General features: G+C 65.8%; 13 protein-coding genes and 2 tRNA genes. 8 read left to right on the forward strand and 7 right to left on the reverse strand.

Annotated elements, in window-relative coordinates; all coding sequences use genetic code 11:
- Positions 1 to 292: 292 nt before the first annotated feature.
- From ppx to G5A07_RS18185, 5 genes are all read right to left on the reverse strand, one after another.
- Entirely contained in the window at positions 293 to 1819 is a 1527-nt protein-coding gene (ppx, locus tag G5A07_RS18165; protein WP_010483920.1) for an exopolyphosphatase, read from the reverse strand.
- Positions 1820 to 2185: 366 nt separating this feature from the next.
- Positions 2186 to 4273, reverse strand: coding sequence for a polyphosphate kinase 1 (gene ppk1 / locus G5A07_RS18170; protein WP_019337026.1), 2088 nt, complete (start codon positions 4271 to 4273; stop codon positions 2186 to 2188).
- Between the two features lie 4 nt (positions 4274 to 4277).
- Entirely contained in the window at positions 4278 to 5609 is a 1332-nt protein-coding gene (gene phoR / locus G5A07_RS18175) for a phosphate regulon sensor histidine kinase PhoR (protein WP_005415460.1), read from the reverse strand.
- 106 nt (positions 5610 to 5715) lie between these two features.
- On the reverse strand, positions 5716 to 6405 hold the full coding sequence (phoB, locus tag G5A07_RS18180; RefSeq protein WP_005408258.1) for a phosphate regulon transcriptional regulator PhoB: 690 nt from the start codon (positions 6403 to 6405) through the stop codon (positions 5716 to 5718).
- A gap of 116 nt (positions 6406 to 6521) precedes the next feature.
- Positions 6522 to 8222 (reverse strand): M48 family metalloprotease, encoded by a 1701-nt coding sequence (locus G5A07_RS18185; RefSeq protein ID WP_191863748.1) that lies wholly within the window; start codon positions 8220 to 8222, stop codon positions 6522 to 6524.
- Positions 8223 to 8310: 88 nt separating this feature from the next.
- Here G5A07_RS18185 and grxC point away from each other — a divergent pair, with 88 nt between their 5' ends.
- The 6 genes from grxC to G5A07_RS18215 all read left to right on the forward strand — a co-directional run bounded on the left by grxC (position 8311) and on the right by G5A07_RS18215 (position 13002).
- Positions 8311 to 8601, forward strand: coding sequence for a glutaredoxin 3 (gene grxC / locus G5A07_RS18190; RefSeq protein ID WP_010483913.1), 291 nt, complete (start codon positions 8311 to 8313; stop codon positions 8599 to 8601).
- Positions 8598 to 8990, forward strand: coding sequence for a carboxymuconolactone decarboxylase family protein (locus G5A07_RS18195; protein ID WP_004154542.1), 393 nt, complete (start codon positions 8598 to 8600; stop codon positions 8988 to 8990). Before grxC ends, G5A07_RS18195 begins: the two co-directional genes overlap by 4 nt.
- 317 nt (positions 8991 to 9307) lie before the next feature.
- Positions 9308 to 10312: an isocitrate dehydrogenase gene (locus G5A07_RS18200; protein ID WP_019659534.1), complete on the forward strand. Its 1005-nt coding sequence runs from the start codon at positions 9308 to 9310 to the stop codon at positions 10310 to 10312.
- A gap of 200 nt (positions 10313 to 10512) precedes the next feature.
- A complete protein-coding gene (locus G5A07_RS18205; RefSeq protein WP_191863749.1) occupies positions 10513 to 11256 on the forward strand; it encodes a cysteine hydrolase in 744 nt (247 codons plus the stop codon).
- Between the two features lie 53 nt (positions 11257 to 11309).
- Positions 11310 to 12218: a LysR family transcriptional regulator gene (locus tag G5A07_RS18210; RefSeq protein ID WP_171953894.1), complete on the forward strand. Its 909-nt coding sequence runs from the start codon at positions 11310 to 11312 to the stop codon at positions 12216 to 12218.
- Positions 12219 to 12243: 25 nt separating this feature from the next.
- Positions 12244 to 13002 carry a sulfite exporter TauE/SafE family protein gene (locus G5A07_RS18215; RefSeq protein WP_191863750.1) on the forward strand — a complete coding sequence of 253 codons (759 nt, stop codon included), beginning with the start codon at positions 12244 to 12246 and terminating at the stop codon, positions 13000 to 13002.
- A 60-nt stretch (positions 13003 to 13062) separates the two neighbouring features.
- Here G5A07_RS18215 and G5A07_RS18220 read toward each other — a convergent pair whose 3' ends face one another.
- Complete coding sequence (locus G5A07_RS18220) at positions 13063 to 13821, reverse strand: Bax inhibitor-1/YccA family protein (protein WP_010483901.1); 759 nt, start codon at positions 13819 to 13821, stop codon at positions 13063 to 13065.
- Positions 13822 to 14001: 180 nt separating this feature from the next.
- Here G5A07_RS18220 and G5A07_RS18225 point away from each other — a divergent pair.
- Positions 14002 to 14078 (forward strand) — tRNA-Pro (locus G5A07_RS18225).
- A gap of 39 nt (positions 14079 to 14117) precedes the next feature.
- A tRNA-Arg gene (locus G5A07_RS18230) sits at positions 14118 to 14194 on the forward strand.
- Between the two features lie 1165 nt (positions 14195 to 15359).
- Here G5A07_RS18230 and G5A07_RS18235 read toward each other — a convergent pair.
- Positions 15360 to 16268 (reverse strand): sel1 repeat family protein, encoded by a 909-nt coding sequence (locus G5A07_RS18235; protein ID WP_191863751.1) that lies wholly within the window; start codon positions 16266 to 16268, stop codon positions 15360 to 15362.
- Between the last annotated feature and the right edge of the window lie 328 nt (positions 16269 to 16596).

The raw sequence follows: 16596 nt of genomic DNA on the forward strand, positions 1-16596 counted from the left end.
CTCTCAGGTCGTGCAGGGACGCCAAAAGGGGCGTCGAAGAAATCGGTCGCCGATAAGCGGACCGATGACCCGATAGTAGTCTCGTTGGTTAATGCCATGTAAAGAGGGCGTGTCGATTTGTACCAGGCTTCATCGTCAGATTTCACGAAAGCTCAACAAAAGCAGTCGCTTAGCTGTAGCCCTGAATGCGCTCCCCCGACATGATCTGCTGCATCGCAGCAGGTCAACGGGGGGCGCATGCGCGAATCGTAACGGTGTGTGACCTTCTTCCCCTCGTGGGAAAGCGTGAGCCTCAGGCCACGAACGGCCGGAACTGGATGCCCAGCCCGGCGATGCCGTCGGTCTCGCCGATCAGATCGGCGCGCAGCAGCGGCCGGGCATCGATGAAGGCCTGCGGCACGATCAGCGACAGGCGGTTGTCGTCGGCGGTCAGTTCCAGCGCGGGCAGTGGATCGTCCTCATGGGCACGATTGAGCAGCACCGCCAGGCGCAGCAGGGCGGCCAGCCGGCGTGCGGTCAGCAGCAGGCGCTCGGGCAGGGCGTCGAAGGCGGTCTTGGTTACGCTGCGGCGATGGCTGCGCACCAGCGCGGCCAGCATCTGCTGTTCCTGCCGCGAGAAGCCGGCGATATCCGAGTGTTCCAGTACGTAACTGCCATGCACGTGGTAGCCGCTGTGCGCGATCATCAGGCCCAGCTCGTGCAGGCGTGCGGCCCAGCCGAGCATCCGCGCGTCGTCGGCATCGAGCCGCCAGCGTTCCTGCACCTGTTCCAGCAGTGACAGCGCGGTGTCCTGCACGCGATCGGCCTGCACGGTATCGATGCCGTAGCGTTGGCTGAGTGCGGACACCGATTCATCGCGCAGGTCGTTTTCGCCAGCGCGGCCGACGATGTCGTACAGGATGCCTTCGCGCATCGCCGCCTTGCTGACCAGCAGCTTCTGCAGGCCCAGTGCCTGGAAGGCGGCCTCCAGCACCAGGATGCCGCCGGCGATGATCGGGCGGCGGTCGCTGGACAGGCCCGGCAGCTGGATGTCGTCGATCTTCTTGGCCTTCAGCAGTTCGTCGCGCAGCTGGGGCAGGGCCTCGGCGGTGATCGCGCCCTTGCTCAGCTTCATCGTGGCGCAGATCTCGCTGATCGCCTTGTGCGTGCCGGACGAGCCCAAGGCTTCCTGCCAGCCCAGCGCGCGGTACTTGCTGGCGAAGGGCTGGAACTCGCGGCCGATCTCGGCCAGTGCGTCCTTCCAGCGCTTCTTGCTCAGCTTGCCGCCGGGGAAGAAGCGCCGGGTGCTGGCGATGCAGCCGGCCTGCAGGCTTTCGCGCTCCAGGGTCTGCATGCCCATGCCGATGATGAATTCGGTGGAGCCGCCGCCGATGTCGATCACCAGCCGGCGCTGGCCGGGCTTGGGCGGTTGCGCGTGGGCCACGCCCAGGTAGATCAGGCGCGCTTCTTCGCGGCCGCTGACCACTTCGATGGCATGCCCGAGCGCGGTTTCGGCGGGAACCAGGAACGACTGCGGCGAGCGCAGCTGGCGCACGGTGTTGGTGGCCAGTGCGCGCACCCGGTGCGGCGGCACGTTGCGGATGCGCTGGCCGAAGCGGGCCAGGCATTCCAGCGCGCGCTGCCGCGCAGCGGAGGAGAGCCCACCTTTGCCATCCAGGCCATCGGCCATGCGCACGGTCTCGCGCAGGCGGTCGATCACCCGCAGCTGGCCGAGCGTGTAGCGCGCGATGACCATGTGGAAACTATTGGAGCCAAGGTCGATGGCGGCCAGCAGGTCGCCATCCTGCAATGCGGGCGGAGTCGTGGTGGTATGCGGCATGGACGAATGTTAGCCGAAGGGGCGGTGTGCTCGTCACCGCGCGGCCTTCACATTTTGGAAGAGGGGAGTGCGGCAGGGCTGCGCCCTGCACCCGCCGAATCAACGGCAACGGCTAAAGCAAAAGCAAAAGCGGGCTATCCGTAGGATGGCGGGGTGGGTCCGATGGCAGGGGACGCCGTTAACCCGTCCATGGGGGCTTGGTCGCCGCATCCATGCGGCTCACACCCCTGCCACCGGACCCACCCCGCCTTCGACAGAATTCCGCTGCTGTTGGTAGGTGTCGACCTTGGTCGACACTGATCCAATCCCGACCAGAATCGGTGCCTGCCGCTCCTGGTAGGTGTCGACCTTGGTCGACACACCGGCTCACAGCCCCTGCATCAATGCCATCTGCGCAGAATGCGGGGCTTCGTCGTGTGCCGGGGCACGCTTGTGGTAGATGCCGTCGGCATCCAGTTCCCAGGCGTTGAGGTTGTCGTCCAGGTAGTTCTGCAGGACTTCGCGGTACACGCGCTTGGCCAGCTCCGGGTCGAGGATCGGGAAGCACGTCTCGACACGGCGCAGCAGGTTGCGTTCCAGCCAGTCGGCGCTGGCGCAGTACATCTCCGGTGCGCCGTCGTTGCCGAACCAGTAGACGCGGCTGTGCTCCAGGAAGCGGCCGACGATCGAGCGCACGCGGATGTTGTCCGAGATGCCCGGTACGCCCGGGCGCAGGGTGCAGGCGCCGCGGATGATCAGGTCGATCTGCACGCCTGCCTGCGAGGCGGCGTACAGCGCGCGCACCACCTGCGGTTCGTTCAGTGCGTTCATCTTGGCGATGATCCGCGCCGGGCGGCCGGCGGCGGCGATGCGCGTTTCGCGCTCGATGCGGCCGAGGATGCCGGTGTGCAGGGTGAAGGGCGACTGCAGCAGGCGCTTGAGCTTCATCTTCGAGGCCAGCCCGGACAGCTGCTGGAACAGCAGGTGCACGTCGTTGCCGATGTCCGCATCGGCAGTGATCAGGCTGATGTCGGTGTACGCGCGGGCGGTGCCGCTGTGGTAGTTGCCGGTGCCCAGGTGCACGTAGCGGCGCAGTTTGCGGCCCTCGCGGCGCACGATCAGCAGCATCTTTGCGTGGGTCTTGTAGCCGACCACGCCGTACACCACCTGCACGCCGGCTTCCTGCAGGCGATCGGCCAGGCCCAGGTTGGCCTCTTCGTCGAAACGTGCGCGCAGTTCAACCACCACGGTCACGTCCTTGCCGTTGCGCGCGGCCTGGATCAGCGCGTCGACGATCAGCGAATCCTTGCCGGTGCGGTACAGGGTCTGCTTGATCGCCAGTACGTTGGGGTCGATCGCCGCCTGCCGGATCAGGTCCAGCACTGCGGTGAAGGCATCGAACGGGTGGTGCAGCAGCAGGTCCTGGCGCGCCGCCGTCTCGAAGATGCCGTCGCTGTCGCGCAGCGTGCGCGGAGTCATCGGCGGGTACTTCAGGTCCGGCTGCGCGATCAGGTCGTACAGCTGGATGATGCGGTTGAGGTTGACCGGGCCGTCGATGCGGTACACCGCGTTCTCGGTCAGGCCGAAATTCTGCAGCAGGGTGCGCACGATGTCGCGTGGCATGTCCTGCGCGATTTCCAGGCGCACCGCCGGCCGGTAGCCGCGGTCGACCAGTTCGTCGCGCAGTGCCAGCGCCAGGTTCTCCACTTCCTCCTCGTCCACCACCAGCTCGGAGTTGCGGGTAACGCGGAACTGGTAGGCCCCCTGCACTTCCATGCCGGGGAACAGCTCATCGACGAAGGTGGACAGCACCGACGACAGGAACACGAAGTTCTGCGATCCGCCGAGCTTCTCCGGCAGCTGGATGATGCGCGGCAGCGAGCGCGGCGCACGTACGATGGCCAGATGGCCGGCGCGGCCGAACGCGTCGGTGCCCTTCAGCACCACCACGATGTTCAGCGACTTGTTGAGGATCTTCGGGAACGGATGCACCGGGTCCAGGCCCAGCGGCGACAGCACCGGCATGATCTCGTTGCGGAAGTAGGCGCGCAGCCAGCGCTTCTGGCGGTCGGTCCAGGAATGGCGGCCGAGCACGCCGATGCCGGCCTCCATCAGCGCCGGGCGCAGCGTCTCGTTCCAGCAGCGGTACTGCTGGTCCACCAGTTCCGCGGCGCGGTCGTGGATGGCATTGAGGATGGCCTGCGGGCTCATCCCGTCCGGCGCCGGCGGCAGGCCGAATTCCTGCGCGTGGCGCACGGCGGCGGCGCGGATCTCGAAGAACTCGTCCAGGTTGGTGCAGGAGATGCACATGAAACGCAGCCGCTCCAGCAGCGGCACCTGCGGGTCCATCGCCTGGGCCAGCACGCGGAAATTGAAATCCAGCTGCGACAGTTCGCGGTTGATGTAGAGCGCCGGGTCACGCAGCGGATCGTTGTCCGGGCTCACGGGGAGGGGGAGGGATCCGAGGCTGCTCATGGCGTCATTCTTCGATGGAAGTCAGGGGGGCGGACTCGCGCGGGCGCACGTGGTCGGCATCGAAATGGCAGGAAAACACCGAGCCCTTGCCGACCTCGCTTTCAATCTCCAGCCGTGCGTGGTGCAGGCCGAGGATGTGCTTGACGATGGACAGGCCCAGGCCGGTACCGCCGCTTTCGCGGGAGCGGCTGCTGGAGACACGGTAGAAACGTTCGGTCAGGCGCGGCAGGTGGGTGGCCGGGATGCCGTAGCCGGAATCGCGCACTGCCAGCACGGCACCGTCGCCTTCGCGGCGGAACTCCACGGCGATGCGGCCACCGGCCGGGGTGTAGCGCACGGCGTTGGTGACCAGGTTGGAGAAGGCGCTGTGCAGTTCCTTGGTCGAGCCCTGCAGGTCAACGCCGGCAAGATCGTCGATGCTGATCTGGTGGCGGCCCTGGCTGTGCGCTTCGGCTTCGCGGCGCAGGGTGGCCAGCATCGGCTGCATGGCCACGGTCTCTTCCTCGCTGTGTTCCTGCGACTCGAGGCGCGACAGCGTCAGCAGGTCTTCCACCAGCTGGGCCATGCGCTGGCTCTGCTTGCGCATTTCTTCCAGCATCGGACCGGTTCCCGGGAAATCCTCCGGGTCCATCATGTCCAGGTAGCCGTGGACCACGGTGAGCGGCGTGCGCAGCTCGTGTGAAACGTTGGCGACGAAGTCGCGGCGCACCTGCTCCAGGCGCAGCAGCTTGCTGACATCGCGGGCGATCAGCAGCCAGTAATCGGAGGAATAGGGAATCAGGCGCAGGTTCAGGCGGATCGCCGGGTCGACCGGCGAGGGCACGTCCAGGATCGGCTCGGCATTGCGGCCACCAGCGAGCCAATGCGCCAGCGGCATCGGTTGCAGGCGTTCGACCAGGGCCTCGCCGAGGTCGCCCGGATGATGCAGGCCGAGCAGGGCGGTGGCCGCTTCGTTGAACCACTGCACACGCTGGCTGTTGCGATCCAGCACCACCACGGCATCGGGCAGCGCGGCGGCGGCGGCGCGGTAGCTGCGCAGCATGTCCAGCAGGCGGCGCTTGCGCACGCGCATTTCCACCTGGTTGCGGTACAGCAGGCGGTCCAGCTCGTTCCAGACGCCGGTGCCTTCTTCGGCGGTGTCCCAGCGCTGGCGCGCGGTCAGCCGGCGCAGCACGCTGCGCAGGCGCCAGTAATGCCATGCCAGCGTGGCCAGTGCGCCCAGTGCGATGCACAACCACAGATGGCCCGTGAACCACCCCACCAGTCCGGCGAACAGCAGTACCGCGGCAACGGTGGCCAGGGTCTTCAACCAGGCAGAGCGGATGTGGCGGGGCATTGCGATCTCGTCGTTGAGGTGCGGCGGTTCACTGGGGTGAACCGAGGGTTATAGCAGAGTTGCCGGCGCCGGCACCCGCAGGTGCGTGGCGCCGGCACGACGAGACTCAGGTAGCAGTGGAGAAGCGGTAGCCGGCGCCGCGCACGGTCTGCACCATGTTTTCGGCGTTGAACGGTTCCAGCGTCTTGCGCAGGCGGCGGATGTGCACGTCGATGGTGCGCTCCTCCACGTACACGCTGCCGCCCCACACGTGGTCCAGCAGCTGGGCGCGGGTGTAGACGCGCTCGGGGTGGGTCATGAAGAAGTGCAGCAGGCGGTATTCGGTGGGGCCGATCGGCACCGGCTGGTCGTTGGCGAACACGCGATGGGCGGCGCCGTCGATGCGGATCGGGCCGACGGCCACGCTGCCGTCCTCGTCATCTTCGCGGGCCCGGCGCATCACCGCACGGATGCGGGCCAGCAGTTCGCGCGCCGAGAACGGCTTGACCACATAGTCGTCGACGCCAGCTTCAAGGCCTCCGACGCGATCGTTCTCTTCGCCGCGGGCGGTCAGCATGATGATCGGCACTTCGCGGGTCAGGGTTTCCTTGCGCCAGCGGCGGGCCAGGTCCAGGCCGCTGGTGCCGGGCAGCATCCAGTCCAGCAGGATCAGGTCGGGGACGCGGTCGGCGATGGCGGTCTGGGCCTCACGGGCGTCGCCGGCGTGGACCGGTTCGTAATCGCCCTTGCGCAGGGCGAAGGCGACCATTTCACGGATCGCGGGCTCGTCATCGACGATCAGGATGCGTTTCTGCACGAGGACACCGTAGGGCTCGGTTACTGGAGTGGTGCCAGTAGACTACGGTTTGATGACATGTTTGTGACTGCCTGGCCGGAACCGGCCTGGATTGCCATCGGCCGGTCATGCAGCGCTCAGCGGCGGTCCAGATCCGGGTCCTGCACGCCCTGGCGGCGCAGCTCCAGCACGGTGGGGGTGATCGCCTCGATGCGCGCATCCACCCGTGCCCGGCCGACATAGTCCAGCGCCGGGTTGCGCTTGAGCGCCTGCAGCTGCATCAGCGACTGCTCCGGGCGGCCGCTGAGGAAGGCCGCCTCGGCGTAGGCCTCGCTGGCACGCACGCTGTCGCCGGCCAGTTCGCTGGCGCGGGCGTACCGCTGCTGGAAGACCGGATCGTTACTGCTTTGCGACAGCAGGGGCCGCAGCATGGCCTGCGCGCGCTGGCCGGCCTCGCGGCTGCCCTGTTCGTTCAGGATCTCGGCATAGGTCAGCGCCACCGGACGGCTGTTGGGGTGCTGGCGCAGCAGCTGCTCGAAGCGGCTGTTGGCCTGGGCGGTCTGGCCCGCACGCGATTCGGCCTCGCCCAGCCCCAGTGCCAGCCACAGATTGTCCGGGCGGGTCTGCAGCAGGCCTGCCAGGGTCTGCCGGGCCTGGGCGGCGCCGGCGCGACCGCTGCGCATCACCGCCAGCGCCTGGCCATAGCGCTGGGCATCGTTGAGGCCGTCCTTCTGGCGCTTGGCCAGATCGGCGTACTCGCGTTCCAGCTCGGGGGTGGAGTCCGCGCTGAGCACGCGCAGGCGCTCGCGCGCCCAGTCGAAGTCGCCACTGGCGCCGCGGCTGAGCTGGCCCATCGGGATGCGCAGCACGCTGCTGGGCAGCAGCGGGTTGTTTCCGCGCAACAGGGGTTCGGCCAGGCTGGGATCGGTCGGGTCCACGCGCTCCCTGCGCTCGCCACTGGGGGTGGTGGTGGTCAGCAGCACCGTGTCCTTCTTCATCTGCTCGGCGCGGGCCTTGGCCTCGCTGATGCGGGTGATGTTGACCGGGTGGGTGCGCAGGAACTCGGGCACGCTGTAGCCGCCCTCGTTGCCGCGCATCGCCGATGCCATCCGCTCGAAGAAGCCGGCCATGGCATCCACGTCGTAGCCACTGCGCGACAGGGTGCGGATGCCGAGGCGGTCGGCCTCGGACTCGTTGGAGCGGGTGTAGTTGATCTGCCGCTGCTGCATCAGGCCCATGCCGGAACTGATCGCGGCCATCGTCGCGTTGCCGGAGGAGGTGCTGTTGCTGGCCTGCGCGGCCACCACCGCCGCCAGCATGCCGAGCAGGATCGGGATCTGGTCGCGCTGGGCGCGCTCGACTCCGCGCAGCACGTGCTGCTGGGTGACGTGGGCGATTTCGTGCGACAGCACCGCGGCCACCTCGTCCTCGCGCTCGGCGGTCAGCACCAGGCCGGCATTGACCCCGATATAGCCGCCCAGCGTGGCGAAGGCGTTGATCTGGCGGTCCTTCATCACGAAGAACGTGTACGGCTGGCGCGGCTGGTCGCTGTTGGAGCCGAGGCGGGTGCCCATGGTCTGCAGCCAGTCGTTGACCAGCGGGTCGTCCAGCAGGTAGCCGTAGTTGCGCAGCTCGCGCAGCATCATCGCGCCGTACTCGGCCTGACGGGCCGGGGTCAGCAGCTCGCCGGCCGACGAGCCGATGTCGGGCAGTTTCTCCTGGGCCTGGGCCAGCGGCGTGGCCAGGGCCAGGGTGACGGCGGTAGTCAGCAGCAGGGCTCGCAAGCAGGAGGTCCTCGGGCGGGGCGCGCCAAGCGTGGCAGGGCAGGGGGCAACCATTCGTTAATCCACAGTGTTGCGGCCGTGGCGTGGAATTTCCAGCGCACCGGTACCATATGTAGACCGTCGATCCATCGTGGAGTTTCCCGTGACAGCCCAGACCGCCGGCGGTGCCCCCGCCATCACCATCTATTCCACCGCCGTCTGCCCGTACTGCGTGGCCGCCAAGAACTTCCTGAAGAGCAAGGGCCAGCAATGGACCGAGGTCCGCATCGACCTGGACCCGGTCGAGCGCGAGAAGATGATGGCCAAGACCCGCCGTACCAGCGTGCCGCAGATCTTCGTCGGCGACGTCCATGTGGGCGGCTACGACGACATGATGGCCCTGCACCGTGAAGGCAAGCTCGAGCCGCTGCTGGCCGGGCAGGGCCAGGCATGAGCGCGGCCGACGACGGCAGCAAGGACCGCATCGCCGAGTTCACCGAGTTCCGCAAGCGCATGAACGAGCGCATCCTGGGCGAGCCGAACCAGGTGGTGCGGCGCTTCTTCGCGCTGGACACGCAGACCTACCAGGCCGGTGCGCTGGACGTGAAGACCAAGGAACTGCTGGGCCTGGTGGCCTCGATGGTGCTGCGCTGCGACGACTGCATCAGCTACCACGTGGCCCAGTGCAAGGACGCCGGGGTGACCCGTGAAGAGTTCTTCGAGACCTTCTCGGTCGGCCTGGTGGTGGGCGGCTCGATCGTGATCCCGCACCTGCGCCGCGCGGTCGACTTCCTCGACCAGCTCGAAGGCGGCGCCGCCGCCCCGGCAGCGCACGAGCACTGAGGTAGCACCGGGCCATGCCCGGCGGAGACCTGAACGAAAAGCCGCCGGGCATGGCCCGGCGCTACCGGATCACGGCCGCGCGCCGGGGCCTTTCCCGCGATCCAATCGCCCAGGAGCCCCTTCTTGTTGAAGGGGCGCGCGGTCAGGCGGGGGTAGAGGAGAAATGCGCGGGCAATTCTGCCTTACCCGGCTCGGACTAATTGCCTATTTGGGGTCTCCGAGCCGGGTAAGGCATAATTGCCGGTGAAACTTCCTTTGCGCCGGCGTTTCCGGGCACGTCCGGACGGCGTTTTTCCCCCTGTTCGGAACATCGATCAATGACGCAGAAAATTACGGTCATCCGCGGCGACGGCATTGGCCCGGAAATCATGGACGCCACCCTGTTCGTGCTCGACCAGCTCAAGACTGGCCTGGAGTACGAAGACGCCGACGCCGGCCTGGTGGCCCTGGAAAAGCACGGCGACCTGATGCCGGCGGTGACCCTGGAATCGATCGCGCGCAACAAGGTCGCGCTGAAGAGCCCGCTGACCACCCCGGTCGGTGGTGGTTTCACCTCGATCAACGTCAGCCTGCGCCGTCACTTCGACCTGTACGCCAACGTGCGTCCGGCCCACACCTTCCCGAACACCAAGTCGCGTTTCGACAACGTCGACCTGATCACCGTTCGTGAGAACACCGAAGGTGCGTACCTGGCCGAAGGCCAGGAAGTGTCGGCCGACGGCGAGACCGCCTTCTCCGGCACCCGCATCACCCGCAAGGGCTCCGAGCGCATCGTGCGCTATGCCTTCGAGCTGGCCAAGAGCACCGGCCGCAAGAAGGTCACCGCCGTGCACAAGGCCAACATCATCAAGTCGACCTCGGGCCTGTTCCTGAATGTCGCCCGTGAAGTGGCCGCGCAGTACCCGGACATCGAATTCCAGGAAATGATCGTCGACAACTGCTGCATGCAGCTGGTGATGCGTCCGGAACAGTTCGACGTGATCGTCACCACCAACCTGTTCGGCGACATCATCTCCGACCTGTGTGCCGGCCTCGTCGGCGGCCTGGGCCTGGCCCCGGGTGCCAACATCGGCAAGGACGCGGCGATCTTCGAAGCCGTGCACGGCACCGCGCCGGACATCGCCGGCCAGGGCAAGGCCAATCCGTGTGCGCTGCTGCTGGCAGCCGCGCAGATGCTGGACCACGTCGGCCAGCCGGAGAACGCCGAGCGCCTGCGCAAGGCCATCGTGGCGACCATGGAAGCCAAGGACTCGCTGACCGGCGACCTGGGCGGCACCGGCACCACCATGAGCTTCGCCAAGGCCATCGCCAGCCGCCTGTAAGCGGCCGGTCGGCCTCGGTTGGATCCCAGCGGGGCGCCTTCGGGCGCCCCGTTGCGTTTTCCGGTAGATCGACGCCATGCGTGGATGACGGAATGATCGGTTGTGCGGTTTTCGCACAGGTCATGTGCCCCCGCACGGCTGGTTCGTGCGCCAATCGCTCCGCATCCTGTGCCCCACACCCACCGCACAGGAACCCTCCCATGAACCTCACCGCCTTCGGCCTGGCCAGCCTGATCGGCATGGCCGCCACCGCCCCGGTCGCTGCCGCCGAACCGTCCCATCCCACCATTCGCCACATGGCCGGCGCGCCGGTCGCGGCCTCGCTGGATGCAGCGAAGACCGCCGTGCTGGTGATCGACTTCCAGAACGAATACTTCGATGCCAGCGCCGCGCCCGGCTTTGCTGGTGGCCGCATGGTCATTCCCGATGGCGTGGCCGCACTGCGCCAGGCCAGGCGGGTGGTCGAGTTCGCCGATGCTCACGGCATCCGCGTGATCCACGTGCAGCATGTGCTGCCGGCCGGCGCACCGCTGTTCGCGCAGGGCAGCGTCAATGCCGCCTTCCATCACGACCTGAAGCCGCGCAAGGGTGAGACCGTGGTGCAGAAGGACAATGTCAGCGTGTTCGTTGGCAACTCGGCCGCGGTGCTCGACACGGTGCTGAAGGATGCCGGCATCGACACGCTGATCGTCACCGGCCTGCAGACCCATGCCTGTGTGGCCGGTGCTGCGCGCGACGCGGCGGCGGCACCGCGCGGCTACCGGGTGATCGTATCGTCCGATGCCAGCGCCAGCCGCGACCTGGACCTGGCCAGTGGCCAGCGCATCGATCATCGCGCGCTGCATGACGCCTCGCTGGCGCAGATCGAAGACGCCTTCGGTGATGTCATGAGCACCGACGCGATCCTGGCGCTGCCGGTGCGCAAGGCCGGCGACGGCGCTTGATAAGCTGGTGGGGCCCGCATGCCGTGGGCCCCGTCACCTGGAGTCGCTCGCCGATGGATCACTTCGCCGCCCTGCGTGCGCTGCGCGCCATCGTCGACGCAGGCAGCTTCACTGCTGCTGCCGAGCGCCTGGGGACCACCCACTCGGCGATGTCACGGCAACTGCGGCAGCTGGAAGAGCATCTGCAGGTGCGACTGCTCGATCGCAACAGCCGCCGGCTGTCACTGACCGAAGCCGGTCGCGACTACTACCGCGAGGCGGCAGCGCTGCTGGATCGCCTGCAGGAAGCGGATGATCGCGTGCGTGCCGGGCAAGCGCAGCCCGGTGGCATCGTACGCATCAGCGTGCCGCAGGTCGTGGCCAGCCAGGAGTTGCCGCATTGGCTGCCGTCGTTCCTGCAGCGCTACCCGCAGGTTGCGCTTGATCTGTCGGCCGATGATCAACTGGTCGATGTCGTCGGTGGTGGCTTTGACCTGGCGCTGCGTATCGCGGCCTCGCTGCCGGACAGCCAGCTGGTCGCGCGCGAACTGGCCAGCTGCCCGCGCATCCTGGTCGCTGCACCGGCCTATCTGGCGCATCATGGTCTGCCGCGTCAGGCATCGGATCTGGCGCAGCACACGCTGCTGGGCTTCAGTCCCACGCCGTCAATGCCGCCCTGGCAGTTGCAGGGGCCGCGCGGCGCCAGTGCGAGCATCGAGGCCGGGCAACGCCTGCGCGTGGATGCGACGCCGGCGCTGTATGCCGCCGCGCTGGCGGGAATGGGCATCAGCCTGTTCACCGCACTGACGGTGCAGGAAGACCTGCGCGCCGGTCGTTTGATCCGTGTGTTGCCGGCCTGGCATGCGGGACAGCGACGCTACTTCGCGCTGTATCCACATGCGCGTGCGCTTGCTCCCAAGGTGCGTGCGCTGGTCGAGCACCTTGCGGCGCACTACGCTGCGCAGGTGGGCGCGGCAGGGTAGTCGCGCGGCTGCAACCGAGGTGGTGATGGAGTCGGTGTATCTGCTGGTCGCGCTGGGCGCGATCGTCGCCGGATTCGTGCAGGGCCTGTCCGGCTTCGCCTTTGGCATGGTGGCGATGTCGTTCTGGGCATGGGGACTGGAGCCGCGGCTGGCGGCGACGCTGTCGGTGTTTGGTGCGCTGGTCGGTCAGCTGGTGGCTGTGTTCACCGTGCGCCGTGGCTTCAACCTGCGCCTGTTGCTGCCCTTCGTCGTGGGCGGGCTGGCCGGCATTCCGCTGGGCGTGATGGTGCTGCCGCAGCTGGACATGGACTGGTTCAAGGCGCTGCTGGGCGGCTTCCTGGCGCTGTGGTGCCCGGTGATGCTGATGGCGCGCTCGTTGCCTCCGGTCCGCGTCGGCGGCCGTATCGGTGATGCGATCGCTGGCATGGCCGGTGGCGTGCTCAGTGGCATTGGCGGCTTTGCCGGGCCGGTGCCGACGTTGTGGAGCACCCTGCGAGGCTTCGGCAAGGACGAACAGCGCGCGGTCATCCAGAACTTCAACCTGGCGATGCTGGCGGTGACCATGGCCACCTATGTCGGCAGCGGCCTGGTCAGCCGGCAGATGCTGCCGTATTTCGCCATCGTGGCACCGGCCATGCTGGTGCCGACCCTGCTGGGTGCAAGGGTCTACATCGGCATCAGCGAGGCGCGCTTCCGGCAGCTCGTGCTGGGCCTGCTGACCGCGTCAGGCATCGCGTTGCTGGCATCGTCGCTGCCGGTGCTGCCGGTGCTGCTGGCGCGCTGAGGGAGGAACGACAAAGGGCGCCACGAAGGGCGCCCTTTGTCGTCTATTGCATGTTGCGGCTCAGCGCTGCTGGATTTTCGACAGCAGGCGCAGGAATTCAACGTACAGCCAGACCAGGGTCACCATCAGGCCGAATGCGCCATACCACTCCATGTACTTCGGTGCACGCTGGGCGACACCGGTCTCGATGAAGTCGAAGTCCAGCACCAGATTCAGCGCGGCCACGACCACCACGAACAGGCTGAAGGCGATGCCCAGCCAGCTGGAGTCATGGATCACCGGCACGTCGATGTTGAAGAAGCCCAGCACGAACGACGCCAGGTAGAGCAGGGCGATGCCGCCAGTGGCCGCGACTACGCCCATCTTGAAGTTCTCGGTGGCCTTGATCAGGCCGCTGCGGTACGCGAACAGCAGCGCGAACAGAGTGCCGAAGGTCAGCAGCACGGCCTGGAACACGATGCCCGGGAACTTGGCGTTGAACACGGCCGAGATGGCGCCGAGGAACAGGCCTTCCACCAGCGCGTACATCGGCGCGGTGACCGGCGACCATTCCTTCTTGAAGACGGTGATCAGCGCCAGCACCAGGCCGCCGATGGCGCCGCCCATGGCATACAGCCTGGCACCAGGCAAAACCTGACCGTAGTCGCCGATGGTCTGGTTCCAGGCGAAAGCGGCCGTCAGCACGGTCAACAGCAGCAGGAAACCGGTCTTGTTGACGGTGCCGTTGAGGGTCATTGCCTGGTCGGGGCTGGTCACCACCGAGCCGCTGGCGAGGTCGAGGAAGGTGGACTCGGAAAGAGCCGGGTTGCCGCTGCGCATGCGCGTTCTCCGTGCGAATGAGGGTCTGGACGGCCATCCGGCCGATGGGCGTGAGCATAGCCGATGACTGCTTTCGGCGTTGTGGCAGGCGCCGGATCTGTACATCCTGCGTTGACAGTTCCCAATGCGCTTGGCGACAATGACCAACTCCCCGGGCATGGCCCGAGGAGATTGCAAGACCGGGGTATAGCGCAGTCTGGTAGCGCGCCTGCTTTGGGAGCAGGATGTCGGGGGTTCGAATCCCTCTACCCCGACCAATCCCACATCACGTCGGATTGGACACCGTTCCGGTTCGGGCGCCCGTAGCTCAACTGGATAGAGCACCGGCCTTCTAAGCCGGCGGTTACAGGTTCGATTCCTGTCGGGCGCGCCATTGGAATCAACTGGTTACGCAATTTTCTAGGCCTCGTTCTGCGGGCGTCCGGAATTGGCTCCGGAATTGAGCGTCTCTCGTGTTTGGCCCCACGGTGGCCGCCCAACGCGTCAAGTAGGCTAAGCAGGAAGCCGATCGAGCCCACGTAAGCGGCGTCCTCGTCATCGCTAGGGTCGAGTTCGAAGCCGATCTGCGCGACTAGGCGTATAAACTCTGCGAGCAACCGATCAAGATTGGCGTCCGTAGGGCGCGGGTGTGGTCGATGTGCTTCGGCAGGTTGGGTGCGGCCTTGCTGCGGCGTGCCATGGTGCTGCGGTGAGTCCTTTCAGACCAGCGAAGCGGGATAGCGTTCGTTCTCGAAAGCGGGTTTGATGAGGCCCAGTGCCTCGTTCAGGGCGAAGTTTGTTGTCCAGATGCTGCCTTGGCCGTCGTACTGGACGCGGATGTTCCGTTGTCTCGCCCAGCGCTCGACGCTGGCAAGCCGAGGGTGTTTCCCAGGTCGGACGCCGGCTGCGGCCAGACTTCGCCCATATGCTATTCCGCCCAGATCGAAGACGCCCAAAAGAAGCCGTCAGGCAAACAATTGGCGCGCTGGTAATTGAAAAGGCGGCCCAAGAAGGCCGCCCATCTACTCAATCTCCGCCGATTCAATTCTCGTGGGTAGGAGGGCGAGTTGGCTTTGGCGGACCGGCGGGACCAGTAGTTACGGTCCCAGTCCGGCCGCCGCTGCCGTAGCTGCCGCCGCCTACGTCGGCGCCGCCACCCCTGCCGACGCCTTGACCGCTCCCATAGCCACTGCCTGAGCCCACGCCGGTTCCATTTCCACCAGACGGCAGCGGCGTAGTACTGGCCTGGGCCTCATATTTGACTCCCATGTATCCGTCTCCGCCCACGGTAACTTGATAGCCAACACAAGCAGTTCCGTTGCACATTGTTATGACGTCCCCGGGGACTATCCATAGAGACTGAATGGCAACAAGTCTGTTGAAGCTTGCTATGGCGAGGCCAAGCTCATTTGAAGTGTGTGCGTCGATTCTGGGATAGCCAAGTGCGCAGTCATTACAGGGATAAGTTCCGATGTTTCTGGTTCCTTGCGCCTGCGCGTGCACATACACGGTTGCTCCTAGCAGGAAGATCAACAGGATTGCTGCCGTAAGCCTGATCTTCATTTCTTGCTCCTCTGTGCCAGCGTAGCGGCCAGTTGATTGGCCTTCCTTAGATCAGACGGAGTCATGGACTGCGCCATCATGTCCAATATCTGGTCGTTGCCACCGATAGGGGTCAGCTGCCCCGCAGCTTTCTTGTAGGCATAGGCAAGGATCGGGTCCTTCGGCGCAATGATGCCGCGCTGATACGCAGTTCCCAGAGTGAAAAGCCCATCCGGGTTGCCGGTGTCAGCTACACTTTTTATGTAGCGATATGAGTCTTCATTGAACTGCTTAACTTGTTCGGCCGATACGGTTTGCTCTTGCTGATCACCAACGATGATGTCCTGGTAGTTGTAGTAGGCCAGCCTCGCGTAGGTGTCACCCCCTTCCGCTGCCTCCCTCAGCCACCGTGACGTTTCCTTTAGTGCGTCGCCTGGAATGCCCTCGCACTGCTTGAGCTTTTCTTCAGTGAAAGCAAGAGAGCTCAATTGCTGATCGGCCAGGAATTGCTCTCGTGTCTTCCCGCTGGCTTTGAGGATATCTGGAGAGACTTGGCTATTGGAGTAGTCAATGGGCCTCTCTGGTTGCATTGCAACGCGGCATTCGTTGAGTACCAGGAACAGCTGTCGTTTTGCTTCCAGATCTCCAGCTTCTGCTCTATTGCGAAGCGACGGATACAGGTCTTTCACTGGAACATCTGGTACGCGCTGTGCAGATTGGAGGTCGGCATCGACTGCTGTCGATCTTGGAGTGACACTTCGAATCTCTGCCGATGCCGCGGGTGCTTCATTCGCCGATGCATCGCCAACTTGCTGAACAGCATCATTTTTATTGGAGCATGAGGTGACCATGCCGGCCATGAGTGCGAACTTTGACAGGCGTACGCACTGGTGGATAAAGCGGTGCTTTGGGGAGGGATGTGGCATCGGGTTCTCCATACGCGCCGGTGGGCAGATGGACAAGCATGCTGTCCCGAACATCGCAACATTCAGTCAGCTTTCGCAATAGGTAGACATCCAGCTCCCTTGCAGGGGGAGGGGCTGCAGAGGCCAAGTCTTGCTTTGCTGCGCCGACGCAGAGTCGAGTCAGGCTCGACCCTATTCGTCTTGTATGTCGCGATGGTCGCGATGGACGCACTCTGGTCGAGTGCGCCCTGGATGGATCACATCTGTTCCAGTTCGCCCACCCGGACCTTGCCGCCACCGCAGTTGCCGTGGCAGCCGCCGCTGATCGGGCCGCTGCCACCGCCGCCGC

It is taken from the genome of Stenotrophomonas sp. AS012628, from assembly GCF_010608305.1.
Lineage (GTDB): Bacteria > Pseudomonadota > Gammaproteobacteria > Xanthomonadales > Xanthomonadaceae > Stenotrophomonas > Stenotrophomonas geniculata.

Bases quoted from the DNA above. Each gene is read 5' to 3' on its own strand.
- ppx (WP_010483920.1), bottom strand. From the start codon at position 1,819: ATGCCGCATACCACCACGACTCCGCCCGCATTGCAGGATGGCGACCTG.
- G5A07_RS18200 (WP_019659534.1), top strand. From the start codon at position 9,308: ATGACGCAGAAAATTACGGTCATCCGCGGCGACGGCATTGGCCCGGAA.
- phoR (WP_005415460.1), bottom strand. From the start codon at position 5,609: ATGCCCCGCCACATCCGCTCTGCCTGGTTGAAGACCCTGGCCACCGTT.
- G5A07_RS18215 (WP_191863750.1), top strand. From the start codon at position 12,244: ATGGAGTCGGTGTATCTGCTGGTCGCGCTGGGCGCGATCGTCGCCGGA.
- G5A07_RS18220 (WP_010483901.1), bottom strand. From the start codon at position 13,821: ATGCGCAGCGGCAACCCGGCTCTTTCCGAGTCCACCTTCCTCGACCTC.
- G5A07_RS18235 (WP_191863751.1), bottom strand. From the start codon at position 16,268: ATGCCACATCCCTCCCCAAAGCACCGCTTTATCCACCAGTGCGTACGC.
- G5A07_RS18205 (WP_191863749.1), top strand. From the start codon at position 10,513: ATGAACCTCACCGCCTTCGGCCTGGCCAGCCTGATCGGCATGGCCGCC.
- G5A07_RS18210 (WP_171953894.1), top strand. From the start codon at position 11,310: ATGGATCACTTCGCCGCCCTGCGTGCGCTGCGCGCCATCGTCGACGCA.
- G5A07_RS18185 (WP_191863748.1), bottom strand. From the start codon at position 8,222: ATGGTTGCCCCCTGCCCTGCCACGCTTGGCGCGCCCCGCCCGAGGACC.
- G5A07_RS18195 (WP_004154542.1), top strand. From the start codon at position 8,598: ATGAGCGCGGCCGACGACGGCAGCAAGGACCGCATCGCCGAGTTCACC.
- ppk1 (WP_019337026.1), bottom strand. From the start codon at position 4,273: ATGAGCAGCCTCGGATCCCTCCCCCTCCCCGTGAGCCCGGACAACGAT.